The sequence below is a fragment of the Streptomyces sp. NPDC019531 genome (genome assembly GCF_044903305.1).
In the GTDB taxonomy this organism is placed as follows: Bacteria; Actinomycetota; Actinomycetes; order Streptomycetales; family Streptomycetaceae; genus Streptomyces.
This window is the reverse complement of record NZ_JBJDQL010000002.1, coordinates 267,591-280,983: the sequence shown is the minus strand read 5'-3', so window position 1 is coordinate 280,983 and position 13,393 is coordinate 267,591. Positions and strand designations below refer to the sequence as shown.

Here is a 13,393-nt window from a genome sequence, read left to right as displayed (position 1 = left end):
GAGGCCCCCTCAGTCGGGTGCTCAGCCTTCGCTGACGCCCAGCTTCTCCAGGATCAGCTCCTTGACGCGGGCCGCGTCGGCCTGACCCCGGGTCGCCTTCATCACGGCGCCGACCAGGGCGCCGGCCGCGGCGACCTTGCCGGAGCGGATCTTGTCGGCGATGCCCGGGTTGCCGGCGATGGCCTCGTCGACGGCGGTGCCGAGGGCGCCCTCGTCCGACACGACCTTCAGACCGCGCTTCTCGACGACCTCGTCCGGGGTGCCTTCGCCCGCGAGGACACCTTCGATGACCTGGCGGGCCAGCTTGTCGTTGAGGTCGCCCTTCAAGACCAGCTCGGTGACCCGGGCGACCTGCGCCGGGGTGATCGCCAGCTCGTCCAGCGATGTACCCGACTCGTTGGCGCTGCGGGCGAGTTCGCCCATCCACCACTTGCGGGCGGAGGCCGCGTCGGCACCGGCGTCGATCGTGGCGACGATCGGGTCCAGCGCACCGGCGTTGAGGATCGCCTGCATGTCGAGGGCCGAGATGCCCCACTCCGCGACAAGGCGGTTGCGGCGCACCAGCGGCAGCTCGGGCAGCGCGGCCCGGATCTCCTCGACCCACTCGCGGGAGGGAGCCACCGGGACGAGGTCCGGCTCGGGGAAGTACCGGTAGTCCTCGGCCTCTTCCTTGACGCGGCCCGAGGTCGTGGACCCGGTGTCCTCGTGGAAGTGCCGGGTCTCCTGGATGATCGTCCCGCCGGACGACAGCACGGCTGCGTGCCGCTGGATCTCGAAGCGGGCCGCACGCTCCACGGACCGCAGCGAGTTGACGTTCTTCGTCTCGGAACGCGTGCCGAACTTCTCGCGGCCGTGCGGGCGCAGCGACAGGTTCACGTCGCAGCGCATCTGCCCCATCTCCATGCGGGCTTCCGACACACCGAGCGCCTTGATGACCTCGCGCAGCTCACGGACGTAGGCCCGCGCGACCTCGGGAGCACGCTCGCCCGCGCCCTCGATCGGCTTGGTGACGATCTCGATGAGCGGGATGCCGGCGCGGTTGTAGTCGAGGAGCGAGTGCGAGGCGCCGTGGATACGGCCCGTCGCGCCGCCCACGTGGGTCGACTTGCCGGTGTCCTCCTCCATGTGGGCGCGCTCGATCTCCACACGGAAGGTCTCGCCGTCCTCCAGCTGTACGTCGAGGTAGCCGTTGAAGGCGATCGGCTCGTCGTACTGGGAGGTCTGGAAGTTCTTCGGCATGTCCGGATAGAAGTAGTTCTTCCGGGCGAATCGGCACCACTCGGCGATCTCGCAGTTCAGCGCGAGACCGATCTTGATGGCCGACTCGATGCCGATCGCGTTGACGACCGGGAGCGCGCCGGGCAGGCCGAGGCAGGTGGGGCAGGTCTGCGTGTTGGCGTCCTGGCCGAGCTCGGTCGAACAGCCGCAGAACATCTTGGTCTTGGTGCCGAGTTCGACATGGACCTCAAGGCCCATGACGGGGTCGTACGACGCGAGAGCGTCCTCGTACGACACCAGGTCGGTCGTGGTGGTCACGGTGAAACTTCCCTCTCAGCCCAGCAGGACGTCGTCGTCGCCCAGCCGCTTCAGCTCGCGGTACAGGATCGCGAGGCCGGTGACGATCGCGACGGCGGACACGGTGGCGTCGATCAGGACGAGCGTGTCCTGTTCGGTGCGCGCCTTCTTGAGCCGCTTGGCGACACCGATGGCGCCGAACGCCGTGGTGGCGATGGACAGGTACGTACCGGACTTGGACTTCTTGAAGTCCTTCGCCTTGGTCAGCTTGCTCACAGCGACGGTGCCTCCTCCAGGAGCGGGTGCCCCCACCTTTCCACGAAGGCGGCCTCGACGGCGGCGCCGACCTTGTAAAGACGGTCGTCCTTCAGGGCCGGGGCGATGATCTGCAGACCGACCGGGAGGTTGTCCTCCGGGGCGAGACCACAGGGCAGCGACATGGCCGAGTTGCCCGCGAGGTTGGTCGGGATGGTGCAGAGGTCAGCGAGGTACATCGCCATCGGGTCGTCGGCGCGCTCGCCGATCGGGAAGGCGGTGGTCGGGGTCGTCGGGGAGACGATCACGTCGACCTGCTCGAAGGCCTTCTCGAAGTCGCGCGTGATGAGCGTACGGACCTTCTGGGCGGAGCCGTAGTAGGCGTCGTAGTACCCGCTCGACAGGGCGTAAGTGCCGAGCATGATGCGGCGCTTGACCTCGGGGCCGAAGCCGGCCTCGCGGGTGATCGAGGTGACCGCCTCGGCGGAGTTCGTACCGTCGTCGCCGGTGCGCAGGCCGTAACGCAGACCGTCGAAGCGGGCGAGGTTGGACGAGCACTCGGACGGCGCGATGAGGTAGTACGCCGACAGCGCGAGGTCGAAGGACGGGCAGTCCAGCTCGACGATCTCGGCGCCCAGGTCCTTGAGGAGGGCGACGGACTCGTCGAAGCGCTGGATGACACCGGCCTGGTAGCCCTCGCCGCGGAACTGCTTCACGACACCGACGCGCATGCCCTCGACGCTGCCGTTGCGGGCCGCCTCGACGACCGGCGGGACCGGGGCGTCGATGGAGGTGGAGTCCAGGGGGTCGTGTCCGGCGATGACCTCGTGGAGCAGCGCCGCGTCCAGGACCGTACGGGCGCAGGGGCCGCCCTGGTCGAGGGAGGACGAGAACGCCACCATGCCGTAACGGGAGACCGCGCCGTACGTCGGCTTCACGCCGACCGTGCCGGTGACGGCGGCCGGCTGGCGGATCGAGCCGCCGGTGTCGGTGCCGATGGCGAGGGGCGCCATGTGCGCGGCCAGCGCGGCGGAGGAACCGCCGCCGGAGCCGCCCGGGATGCGGGTGAGGTCCCACGGGTTGCCGGTCGGGCCGTACGCGCTGTTCTCGGTCGAGGACCCCATGGCGAACTCGTCCATGTTGGTCTTGCCGAGGATGACGACGTCGGCGGCCTTCAGACGCTTGGTGAGCGTCGCGTCGTACGGCGGGATCCAGCCTTCGAGGATCTTCGAACCGACCGTCGTCGGGATGCCCTCGGTGGTGAAGATGTCCTTCAGCGCGAGCGGGACACCGGCGAGGGGGCCGAGCTTCTCGCCCTTGGCCCGCTTCTCGTCGACGGCGCGGGCCTGCGCGAGGGCGCCCTCGCGGTCGACGTGCAGGAAGGCGTGCACCTTCTCGTCGACGGCCTCGATCCGGGCGAGGTGGGCCTCGGCGACCTGGACCGCGGTGAGCTCACCGGAAGCGATCTTCGCGGCGGTCTCGGCGGCGGTCAGCTTGATGATGTTGACGTTGTCCGTCATGGCGGTTAGTCCTCCCCCAGGATCTGCGGCACCTTGAAACGCTGCTGCTCCTGGGCCGGGGCGCCGGAGAGCGCCTGCTCGGGGGTGAGCGACGGACGGACCTCGTCCGCCCGCATGACGTTCGTCAGCGGGAGCGGGTGCGAGGTCGGCGGTACGTCTTGGTCGGCGACCTCGCTGACGCGTGCGACCGCGCCGATGATGTCGTCCAGCTGTCCCGCGAAGTGTTCGAGCTCTTCGGGCTTCAGCTCCAGACGCGCCAGCCGTGCGAGGTGGGCGACCTCCTCGCGCGTGATGCCAGGCATGCAGCGATCCTCTGGGGTGAGTGTGTGTGGTTTGGGGCCCAATCCTATGGCGCGGGGGCCTCTGGCTGTTAAACGGATTCCGGAGGGGGTGCCGGAGGACGTCGTTGGGCGGCTGCGGGTGTTGTGGCTGATCGCGCCCACGCGGCGGAGCCGCATAGCGATACAGCCCCGCGCCCCTGAAGACCGCACACGTGGGCTGGAACGCTTTACTCCGCTGCCGGGAGCGCTGCCCTTGGCCTCTGCCAGCCCCTCGAACCCCGTGCCCTCAGCCAGGCCGTCGTCTCCTCGGGCGGCATCGCCGCTGCCACCAGCCAGCCCTGTACGGCGTCACAGCCCATGTCGCGCAGCCGCTCCCAGGTCTCGTCGTCCTCAACACCCTCGGCCACGACCAGGAGGCCCAGGGAGTGGGCCAGGTCCACCGTGCAGCGGACGATCTCCGCGTCCTCGGTGTCGACGGCCAGCTTGGCCACGAAGGAGCGGTCGATCTTCAGTTCGCTCACTGGGAGGCGGCGAAGGTGGACCAGGGAGGAGTAGCCGGTGCCGAAGTCGTCCAGGGACATCTTCACGCCGTGGCCGGTCAGCGCGGCGAGGGTGTCCGCCGCCCGCGACGGGTCCTCCAGCAGGACGTGCTCGGTGATCTCCAGTTGGAGCGCTCCCGCGGGGACTCCATGACGGGCCAGACGCGCGGCCACCGAGCCGGCGAAGCCCGGGGTGTGGACATCACGCGGGGAGACGTTGACCGCGACCGGGACCTGAAGGCCCTGCGCACGCCACTCGGCGACCTGCGCGAGGGCCGTGTCCAGGACGTACTCGGTGAGATAAGGCATCAGCCCGGACGACTCGGCGATCGCGATGAACTCGTCCGGCGGCACCTTCCCGCGCTCCGGGTGCACCCAGCGGACGAGGGCCTCCAGACCGGCGACCTGCCCGTCGAAGCGGACCTTGGGCTGGTAGTGCAGCTGCACTTCGTGCGCGTCCAGGGCCCGGCGCAGATCGCCCAGGAGGCCGAGGCGGTCGGGGGTGTTGGAGTCCCGCTTGGACTCGTACACCTCTACGCCCGTACGGTCCCGCTTGGCCTGGTACATCGCCACGTCCGCCCGCCGCAGCATTCCCTCGGCGTCCACGGCGTGGTCGGGGAAGACGGCGACCCCGGCGCTGGCCTCCAGGACGAGGGTGAGTCCGTCGAGGTCGAGCGGGGAGCTGAGGGCGGCGACCAGGTTGCGGGCGACCCGGGTCGCGGAGGTCGTGGAGTCGGCGACCGGCAGTAAGACGGCGAACTCGTCACCGCCGAGCCGGGCCGCCTCCGCCCCGCGCGGCAGGGCGATCCGCAGCCGGTCGGCGATCTGCAGGAGCAGCCGGTCACCGGCGAGATGGCCCAGGGTGTCGTTGACCGAGCGGAAGCGGTCGAGGTCGATGAGCATCAGGGCGGACCGGGCGCCGATGCGTTCGGCGTCGTCCAGGGCGGTCCAGATGCGCTCCAGGAGCCACTGCCGGTTGGGCAGTCCGGTCAGCGGGTCGCGCAGCTGCTCCTCGGCCCGGGCCCGGGCCATCCACAGGGTGGAGTCGAGGGCGATGAGCGGGATCGCGAACAGTGGCAGCAGCAGGGGCTTGGCGGCGGTGACCACGCAGACCAGCGGGGCGATGCCGAGCAGCGCGACCGCGACCAGGCCCTGTCTGACCAGGGCGGTGCGGGCCACGGTGGGCAGACCCGCGTGGCGCGAGGAGTGCAGGTACCAGCCTAGGACGCGGGTGACCGCGAGATAGGCGCCGGCGACCAGGACCACCTCGGGGCCGGTGTAGAAGGTCCAACTGTCGGGGTTCCAGGGGGTCTCGACGGACGGCGACTGCCCGAACATGGCGAGGACCACGGCTCCGGTGGCTATGCCGAGGATGTCCACCGCGCCGTGCAGGACGCCCTGCCGCCAGCGGTGGCGCCTGGCTATGCCGACCAGCAGGACGACGGTGAGGCTGACCATGCCCGCCGACACCCAGCCGTACAGCAGCAGGACGGCGAGGGTGAGGGCGGCGCCCGAGCCGGTGCCGCCCCACCAGCGGGCCCGGCCGAGGGCGACCAGATGGCCGACGATGACGCCGGTCAGGACGGCCAGCGACCAACCGACGGCGCCGGAGGGGAAAAGGGCGTGGCCGCCGGTGAAGGCCCGGTAGAAGCCCGCACCCAGGACGAACCCGGCCGCCGCGACGACCGCCGCCGGCAGCGCGGGCCAGGACGGATGCCGGTCCGGTTCGGAGCCCGGCAGGCCGGAGTCGCGCTCGGCGGTGAGCTGCGCGGCACCCGGGCCGCCGGCCGCGAGGTACTGTCCCGCGGTACGCCGCTCCCCGCCCGTGTGCTCAGAAGGCCGTCCGGCCCCCCGGCTCGCCCGCCATGCGCCGGTGAACCGGCGCAGCCGTGAGTCCGGGGCGGCGCTCTCGGTCGGTTCCATTCCCGTCCCTCTCACAGCCGGCGGTGCCCACGCCACGCGGCCCGTTCGCCCGACAAAACCCTCGACGGCGCCGCGTTGGAAAACCCTTCCCCTTGCTCATCAGGAGCAAGGGGATGCCCCAACCGCAGCTGGGCACGGCAGGCGCACATCTCAACAGTAGGCCGCAGAAGGCTTCCACGGGCAGCGGTCGTCGACGGTTGCCCGAATGCGCCCCGGCCACCCGTATGCATCTGGTATGCGCCGATCGGGTGGCGTTCAACCGCCGCTCCTCGCTACTCCTCCGTGGGAAGCGCCACATCGGTGGCCGCCTCGGGGCCCTGTTCCAACAGGACGTCAAAGCCGTCCTCGTTCAGTACGGGCACCTTGAGTTGCATCGCCTTGTCGTACTTCGAGCCTGGATTGTCACCCACAACAACGAAAGACGTCTTCTTCGAAACCGAACCGGTCACCTTCGCCCCACGGGTCTGCAACGCCTCTTTGGCTCCGTCCCGGGTGAAGCGCTCCAGGGTGCCGGTGACGACGACGGTGAGCCCTTCCAGCGGGCGCGGGCCCTCGTCCTCCCCCGAACCCTCCTCCTCCGTGCGCACACCCGCGGCCTTCCACTTGCGCAGGATCTCCTGGTGCCAGTCCTCCGCGAACCACTCCTTGAGGGACTTCGCGATGATCGGGCCGACGCCGTCGGTGTTCGCCAGCTCCTCCTCGCTCGCCTGCTCGATGCGGTCGATCGAGCGGAAGTTGCGCGCGAGGGCCTCGGCGGCGACCGGGCCGACATGACGGATCGAGAGGCCGGTGAGGACACGGGCGAGCGGGCGCTCCTTGGCGGCCGCGATGTTCTCCAGCATGGCCACCGCGTTCTTCTTCGGCTCGCCCTGCTGGTTGGCGAAAACCGTGGCGATCTTCTCCTCGCCGGTCTTCGGGTCGCGCTTGGGCAGACCGCTGTCCTGGTCCAGGACGTACGCCTTGATGGGCAGCAGCTGCTCGATGGTGAGGTCGAACAGGTCGCCCTCGTCGGTCAGCGGCGGGTCCGAGGGCTCCAGTGGCTTGGTGAGGGCGGCCGCGGCGACGTACCCGAAGTGCTCGATGTCCAGCGATTTGCGGCCCGCGAGGTAGAACAGACGCTCGCGCAACTGGGCCGGGCAGGTGCGGGCGTTGGGGCAGCGCAGGTCGATGTCCCCCTCCTTCATCGGCCTGAGCGGGGTCTGGCACTCGGGGCACTTCTCCGGCATGACGAAGGGCTTCTCGCTGCCGTCGCGCAGGTCGACCACGGGTCCGAGGATCTCGGGGATGACGTCACCGGCCTTGCGCAGCACCACGGTGTCGCCGATGAGGACGCCCTTCAGCTTGACGACGTCCTGGTTGTGCAGGGTGGCGAACTCGACCTCCGAGCCGGCCACCGTCACCGGCTCGACCTGGGCGTACGGCGTGACCCGGCCCGTACGGCCCACGCCCACACGGATGTTGATGAGCTTGGTGTTGACCTCTTCCGGCGCGTACTTGTACGCGATGGCCCAGCGCGGGGCGCGGGAGGTGGAGCCGAGGCGGCCCTGGAGCGGGATCTCGTCGAGCTTGACCACGACCCCGTCGATCTCGTGCTCCACGGAGTGGCGGTTCTCGCCGAAGTACGCGATGAACTCCCGGACGCCGTCGAGGCCGTCGACCACCTTGTTGTGCTTCGCGGTGGGCAGGCCCCAGGACTTGAGGAGGTCGTAGCCCTGGGAGAGGCGGGTCATGCCGTCGAAGCCCTCCAGGGCGCCGATGCCGTGGACGACCATGTGGAGGGGGCGGGTGGCGGTGACGCGCGGGTCCTTCTGGCGCAGTGAACCGGCCGCCGCGTTGCGCGGGTTGGCGAAGGGCTTGTCGCCGGCCTCGACCAGACGGGCGTTGAGCTCTTCGAACTTCTCCATCGGGAAGTAGACCTCGCCGCGGATCTCCACGAGGTCGGGGACCTTGTCGCCGGTGAGCCGGTCCGGGATCTCCGCGATCGTACGGACGTTGGGCGTGATGTCCTCGCCGGTGCGGCCGTCGCCGCGGGTCGCCGCGCGGGTGAGCCGGCCGTGCTCGTAGGTGAGGTTGACGGCGAGGCCGTCGACCTTGAGCTCGCACAGCAGGTGGTAGTCGGTGGTGCCGACGTCCTTGGCGACCCGCTCGGCCCAGGCCGCCAACTCCTCGTCGCTGAAGGCGTTGTCCAGGGAGAGCATGCGGGAGCGGTGCTGGACCGCCGTGAACTCCGTCTCGTACGCCCCCGCGACCTTCTGGGTCGGTGAGTCGGGGGTGCGCAGCTCGGGGTACTCCTCTTCGAGGGCTTCGAGGGAGCGCAGGAGCTTGTCGAAGTCGGCGTCGCTGATGACCGGGGCGTCGTTCACGTAGTACCGGAAGCGGTGCTCCTCGATCTGCTCAGCGAGCTGCGCGTGCTTCTCCCGTGCCTCGGCGGGCACCGTCGTCTCCGCTTGCTTGTCGCCGGCCACCGTGTTGTCCTCCCGTTACTCTGGGTTGTCCGCGAGGGATCTCGCCGCCTGGACGCAGTGGGCGAGGGCCTTGCGCGCGTACTCCGGGGAAGCCCCCGCGAGTCCGCACGACGGAGTGACCGTGACTGCCTCCGTGAGAAGTCCCGGATGCAGCCCCAGCCTGCGCCACAGCGTCCTGACACCCATGACGCTACCGGCAGGGTCTGACAATGCCGTGTCCGTGCCGGGCACGACACCGGCGAAGAGCCTCGTCCCCCCTTCCACCGCCTCGCCGATCGTGTCGTCGTCACGCTCGGTGAGGAGCGAGAAGTCGAAGGAGACCGCCGCCGCGCCCGCCCTTCGCAGCAGGGCGAAGGGGACGTCCGGTGCGCACGAGTGGACCACGACGGGGCCGCCCTCGTGAACCCCGACGACGTCGCGGAGGGTGGCCTCGACGAGCTGCCGGTCGACGGCACGGTGGGTCCGGTATCCGCTGGCGGACCTCACCTGCCCCCTCAGTACGGCGATGAGGGAGGGCTCGTCGAGCTGGAGCACGATCCGCGCGCCGGGGATGCGCCGCCGGACCTCCTCCAGGTGCAGCCTGAGTCCCTCCGCGAGCGAGGCGGCGAGGTCCCTGCAGGCGCCGGGGTCGGAGAGGGCGACCTCGCCGTTCCTCAGCTCCAGCGCGGCGGCGAGCGTCCACGGGCCGACGGCCTGCACCTTGAGCTGCCCCTCGTACCCCTGGGTGAACTCCTCCAGGGCGTCGAGGTCCTGCCCCAGCCAGGACCGGGCTCGATTGGTGTCCCTTCCGGGCCGGTCCCCGAGCCGCCATCCGCTGGGCTCCACGCGCGCGTACAGCTCGACGAGCATGCCCGCGGTGCGGCCGATCATGTCGGCGCCGGGGCCGCGGGCGGGGAGCTCGGGCAGGAACGGGAAGTCCTCGAAGGAGCCGGTGGCGGTCCTGGCGGCTTCCCGGGCGTCGCCGCCGGGGAGGGAGCCGATGCCGGTGGCGGGGGCGAAGCTGAAGTCTGCGGTCACGTGCGAAGCCTACGTAGGTGACCGGGGGTGTTTTCTCGCCCCCGCCGCCCCTACCCGTCCCGTCCCTGGGGGCTGCGCCCCCAGACCCCCATCGGCCCTGAAGGGGCCTCGTCCTCAAACGCCGGACGGGCTGGAATCAGCCCCTCCGGCGTCTGAAGAGCGGGGATCGAAGGGGGCGGAGCCCCTGGAAAAATCCGTCAGCGGCCCGGACGGACCGTCAGGTCGTTGATCTCCGCGTCTCGGGGCAGGTCGATCGCCGTCAGGATCGTCGTCGCGACCGACTCGGGGTCGATCCATCGCGACGGGTCGTACTCCTTGCCCTCCTGCTGGTGGACCTTCGCCTGCATGGGGCCGGCCGTGCGGCCGGGATAGACCGAGGTGACCCTGACGCCGTTGCCGTGCTCCTCGTGGCGGAGGGAGTCCGCCAGAGCCTTCAGCCCGTGTTTGGAGGCCGCGTACGCGGACCAGTCGGCGTGCGCGTTCAGCCCCGCACCCGAGTTGACGAAGACGACATGGCCCCGGGCCGCCCGGAGTTGGGGCAGGAAGTGCCGGGTCAGTTCGGCCGGAGAGATCAGGTTGACGTTCAGCTGATGGCGCCACGTCTTCGGGGTCAGGTCCCCCACCGGCCCGAGGTCGACCACACCCGCGATGTGCAGCAGGGAGTCCACCCGGTCCGGCAGCGACTGGTGCGAGAAGGCCCACGAGAGCTTGTCGGGGTCCGCCAGATCCCCGACCAGCGTCCGCGCCCCGGGAAACTCCGCCGCCAGCTCCTTCGCACGGCCCGCGTCACGCGCGTGCAGCACGAGTTCGTCCCCGCGCGCGTGCAGACGGCGGGCCACCGCCGCGCCGATGCCGGAGCCCGCTCCGGTGATCACATGTGTAGCCATGCCGCCATGCTCGCATCACGCCGTCAGGGCGTACCGAGCGACTCCTCCAGGTACGCCAGCGCCCCCACCGGCTCCTCCGCGAAGAACACCAGGTCGGTCAGCGGGCGAGGCAGGAAGCCCTCGTCCTCCATACGTCGGAACTGCTCCTTCAACCCGTCGTAGAAGCCCGCCGTGTTCAGCAGCACCACCGGCTTCTCGGTGTGCCCGTGCTTCTTGAGCTCCAGGATCTCGGTCGCCTCGTCGAGCGTGCCCGTACCGCCCACCATGACGACCACGGCGTCGGCCTTCTCCAGAAGCAGCTTCTTCCGTTCGGCGAGGTCCTTGGTGATCACCATCTCGTCGACGCCCGGACGGACCTTGGCGGCCAGGAACTCCACGGAAACCCCGACGAGCCGCCCGCCCGCTTCCTGCACGCCGTCCGCGACCACCTTCATCAGACCCACGTCCGAGCCGCCCCACACGAGGGTGTGCCCGCCCTTGCCAAGCAGCTTCGCGAACTCCCGCGCGGGGCGCGTGTAGCGGTCGTCCAGGTCGGCGGCGGAGAGGAAGACGCAGATTCGCATGAGGTCACGGTACGCGGGAAGAACCGGGGGCCCGCGAGCGCTTCTCCGGTATGGCTGAAGGACACACGATCACCATCGAGCAGCTCGACCGGCACGTGCGCGTGGTGCACGGCGACCAGGTCCTGGCGGAGAGCGACCGACCGTTGGCCCTCAGGGAGACGGGCTGTCCCGTGCGGTACTACCTCCCCGCCGAGGACGTACGGCTCGATCTGCTGACCCCCTCCGACACCCACACCTACTGCCCCTTCAAGGGCACCGCGTCCTACTGGTCGGCGCCTGACGCGCCCGACCTGGTGTGGTCCTACCCCGAGCCGAAGCCCGCCGTCGCCGAGATCAAGGACCATCTCTGCTTCTACGAGGTCGAGGTCGACGTGTCCTGACCGATGAATTCCGTGTCCTGAGGCAGTCTCCTCAGACATGGACAAGAAGACCCTCTCACGCGACGGCACCCCGATCGCGTACGAACGGACCGGGCAGGGCCCGGCGGTCATCCTCGTCAGCGGCGCGATGTCCACGGGCGGCACGGTCGCGCCCCTGGCCGTGCCTCTGTCGGAGCGGTACAGCGTTTTCGTGTACGACCGCCGGGGTCGCGGCGCGAGCGGCGACACGGCCCCCTACGCCGTGGCCCGTGAGGTCGACGACCTCGCCGCGGTCATCGACGCGGCGGGCGGCGAGGCGTGCCTGTGCGGCGTCTCGTCCGGCGGTGCGCTGGCCCTGGAAGCCGCGGCGAGCGGGCTGCCGGTGCGCCGGGTCGCCGTGTACGAGACGCCTTACGCCGACTTCCTGGACGGCGGCGCCGAGCAGAACGCCGAGTACACCGAGAAGTTGACGGCCGCGCTCGCCGAGGGCCGGCGCGGGGACGCGGTGGAGCTCTTCCTGCGGCTCACCGGCATGGGCGAACAGATGATCCAGGGCGCCCGCCAGTCCCCCATGTGGCCCGGCATGGAGTCCGTCGCACCGACGCTCGCCTACGACAACGCGGTCATGGCAGGTGGCCTGGTCCCCCGGGACCGCCTTGCCTCGATCACGGCCCCGGTGCTGGCCGTCGCGGGCGGCGCGAGCCCCGAGTGGATGCGCGAGGGCACCAGGGCGGTCGCGGAGACGGCTCCGAAGGGCTCGTACCGCGTCCTGGAGGGCCAGACCCACATGGTGGACCCGACCGCCCTCGGACCGGTCCTGACGGAGTTCTTCGCCCCCTGACAGCGCCCCCTGACAGCGCTCCCTGACAGCCGAGGCACACGCGCGTACGGCTCTCCGGGCACGCGCGTGTGCGCGCAGAACGGTTCAGGCCACCCCGGCCCTCGCGCGCGTGGTCGACGCGATCGTCGCCGAGCCCACCACGCGTGTGCCGTCGTACAGCACGATCGCCTGCCCGGGTGCCACCCCGCGGACCGGCTCCGTGAACCGCACCTCCAGGGCGCCGTCGACCAGCTCCGCCGTGACCTCGGTCTCGCCGCCGTGGGCGCGGAGCTGGGCGGTGTAGGTGCCGGGGCCGGTCGGAGCCGCGCCGCACCAGCGGGGCTTGATCGCGCTCAGGGCGGTCACGTCAAGGGCGGCGGCCGGGCCGACCGTCACCTTGTTGTCCACCGGCGAGATGTCGAGGACGTAGCGCGGCTTGCCGTCGGCGGCCGGGGTGCCGATCCTCAGACCCTTGCGCTGGCCGATCGTGAAGCCGTACGCGCCCTCGTGGGTGCCGATCTTCGCGCCCGCCTCGTCGACGATGTCGCCCTCGGCCCTGCCGAGACGCGAGGCGAGGAAGCCCTGGGTGTCGCCGTCGGCGATGAAGCAGATGTCGTGGGAGTCGGGCTTCTTGGCGACCGCGAGGCCCCGGCGCTCGGCCTCGGCGCGGATCTCGTCCTTGGTGGTGACGGTGTCGCCGAGCGGGAACAGGGCGTGCGCCAGCTGCTTCTCGTCCAGGACACCGAGGACGTACGACTGGTCCTTCGCCATGTCGGAGGCGCGGTGCAGTTCGCGGGAGCCGTCCTCGCCCACCAGAACCTTCGCGTAGTGGCCTGTGCACACCGCGTCGAAGCCCAGCGCCAGCGCCTTGTCGAGCAGGGCGGCGAACTTGATCTTCTCATTGCAGCGCAGGCAGGGGTTGGGCGTGCGGCCGGCCTCGTACTCGGCGACGAAGTCCTCGACGACGTCCTCGCGGAAGCGGTCGGCGAGGTCCCAGACGTAGAACGGGATGCCGATGACGTCGGCGGCGCGGCGGGCGTCGCGCGAGTCCTCGATGGTGCAACAGCCACGCGCGCCCGTGCGGAACGATTGAGGGTTCGCGGAGAGCGCGAGGTGGACGCCGGTCACGTCATGGCCGGCTTCGGCGGCGCGGGCGGCGGCGACGGCGGAGTCCACTCCTCCGGACATGGCGGCGAGTACACGAAGAGGGCGCGGCGTGGTGTCAGTCATAACCCCTCAAGGGTACGGG

Annotated in this window: 12 protein-coding genes; 2 read left to right on the top strand and 10 right to left on the bottom strand. The window is 70.5% G+C overall.

Annotation, left to right across the window (positions count from 1 at the left end; translation table 11 throughout):
• Positions 1 to 21: 21 nt before the first annotated feature.
• The 9 genes from gatB to ACI2L1_RS03385 form a co-directional block, all read right to left on the bottom strand.
• Positions 22 to 1,536: an Asp-tRNA(Asn)/Glu-tRNA(Gln) amidotransferase subunit GatB gene (gene gatB / locus ACI2L1_RS03425; RefSeq protein ID WP_404737635.1), complete on the bottom strand. Its 1,515-nt coding sequence runs from the start codon at positions 1,534 to 1,536 to the stop codon at positions 22 to 24.
• A 15-nt stretch (positions 1,537 to 1,551) separates the two neighbouring features.
• On the bottom strand, positions 1,552 to 1,791 hold the full coding sequence (locus tag ACI2L1_RS03420; RefSeq protein ID WP_404737634.1) for a hypothetical protein: 240 nt from the start codon (positions 1,789 to 1,791) through the stop codon (positions 1,552 to 1,554).
• Positions 1,788 to 3,290: an Asp-tRNA(Asn)/Glu-tRNA(Gln) amidotransferase subunit GatA gene (gene gatA, locus ACI2L1_RS03415; RefSeq protein WP_404737633.1), complete on the bottom strand. Its 1,503-nt coding sequence runs from the start codon at positions 3,288 to 3,290 to the stop codon at positions 1,788 to 1,790. The genes ACI2L1_RS03420 and gatA overlap by 4 nt, the downstream gene beginning before the upstream one ends.
• 5 nt (positions 3,291 to 3,295) lie before the next feature.
• Positions 3,296 to 3,592 carry an Asp-tRNA(Asn)/Glu-tRNA(Gln) amidotransferase subunit GatC gene (gatC, locus tag ACI2L1_RS03410; RefSeq protein ID WP_007384860.1) on the bottom strand — a complete coding sequence of 99 codons (297 nt, stop codon included), beginning with the start codon at positions 3,590 to 3,592 and terminating at the stop codon, positions 3,296 to 3,298.
• A gap of 206 nt (positions 3,593 to 3,798) precedes the next feature.
• A complete protein-coding gene (locus ACI2L1_RS03405) occupies positions 3,799 to 6,033 on the bottom strand; it encodes a putative bifunctional diguanylate cyclase/phosphodiesterase (RefSeq protein ID WP_404737632.1) in 2,235 nt (744 codons plus the stop codon).
• 272 nt (positions 6,034 to 6,305) lie between these two features.
• The gene (ligA, locus tag ACI2L1_RS03400) at positions 6,306 to 8,498 is read right to left on the bottom strand and encodes an NAD-dependent DNA ligase LigA (RefSeq protein ID WP_404737631.1); all 2,193 of its coding nucleotides are present in this window, start codon (positions 8,496 to 8,498) and stop codon (positions 6,306 to 6,308) included.
• A 15-nt stretch (positions 8,499 to 8,513) separates the two neighbouring features.
• A complete protein-coding gene (locus tag ACI2L1_RS03395; protein WP_404737630.1) occupies positions 8,514 to 9,515 on the bottom strand; it encodes a methionine synthase in 1,002 nt (333 codons plus the stop codon).
• Between the two features lie 197 nt (positions 9,516 to 9,712).
• Positions 9,713 to 10,402, bottom strand: a complete 690-nt coding sequence (locus tag ACI2L1_RS03390; protein WP_404737629.1) for an SDR family oxidoreductase — start codon at positions 10,400 to 10,402, stop codon at positions 9,713 to 9,715.
• A gap of 23 nt (positions 10,403 to 10,425) precedes the next feature.
• Positions 10,426 to 10,965 carry a TIGR00730 family Rossman fold protein gene (locus ACI2L1_RS03385; protein ID WP_404737628.1) on the bottom strand — a complete coding sequence of 180 codons (540 nt, stop codon included), beginning with the start codon at positions 10,963 to 10,965 and terminating at the stop codon, positions 10,426 to 10,428.
• Between the two features lie 50 nt (positions 10,966 to 11,015).
• Here ACI2L1_RS03385 and ACI2L1_RS03380 point away from each other — a divergent pair, with 50 nt between their 5' ends.
• Entirely contained in the window at positions 11,016 to 11,345 is a 330-nt protein-coding gene (locus ACI2L1_RS03380) for a DUF427 domain-containing protein (RefSeq protein WP_404737627.1), read from the top strand.
• A gap of 37 nt (positions 11,346 to 11,382) precedes the next feature.
• Positions 11,383 to 12,165: an alpha/beta fold hydrolase gene (locus ACI2L1_RS03375; protein ID WP_404737626.1), complete on the top strand. Its 783-nt coding sequence runs from the start codon at positions 11,383 to 11,385 to the stop codon at positions 12,163 to 12,165.
• Positions 12,166 to 12,249: 84 nt separating this feature from the next.
• Here ACI2L1_RS03375 and mnmA read toward each other — a convergent pair whose 3' ends face one another.
• On the bottom strand, positions 12,250 to 13,374 hold the full coding sequence (gene mnmA, locus ACI2L1_RS03370) for a tRNA 2-thiouridine(34) synthase MnmA (protein ID WP_404737625.1): 1,125 nt from the start codon (positions 13,372 to 13,374) through the stop codon (positions 12,250 to 12,252).
• Positions 13,375 to 13,393: the final 19 nt, after the last annotated feature.

Coding starts and splice junctions, on each gene's coding strand:
- gatA (WP_404737633.1), bottom strand. CDS start 3,290: ATGACGGACAACGTCAACATCATCAAGCTGACCGCCGCCGAGACCGCC.
- gatC (WP_007384860.1), bottom strand. CDS start 3,592: ATGCCTGGCATCACGCGCGAGGAGGTCGCCCACCTCGCACGGCTGGCG.
- ACI2L1_RS03405 (WP_404737632.1), bottom strand. CDS start 6,033: ATGGAACCGACCGAGAGCGCCGCCCCGGACTCACGGCTGCGCCGGTTC.
- ACI2L1_RS03390 (WP_404737629.1), bottom strand. CDS start 10,402: ATGGCTACACATGTGATCACCGGAGCGGGCTCCGGCATCGGCGCGGCG.
- ACI2L1_RS03385 (WP_404737628.1), bottom strand. CDS start 10,965: ATGCGAATCTGCGTCTTCCTCTCCGCCGCCGACCTGGACGACCGCTAC.
- ACI2L1_RS03380 (WP_404737627.1), top strand. CDS start 11,016: ATGGCTGAAGGACACACGATCACCATCGAGCAGCTCGACCGGCACGTG.
- ACI2L1_RS03375 (WP_404737626.1), top strand. CDS start 11,383: ATGGACAAGAAGACCCTCTCACGCGACGGCACCCCGATCGCGTACGAA.
- mnmA (WP_404737625.1), bottom strand. CDS start 13,374: ATGACTGACACCACGCCGCGCCCTCTTCGTGTACTCGCCGCCATGTCC.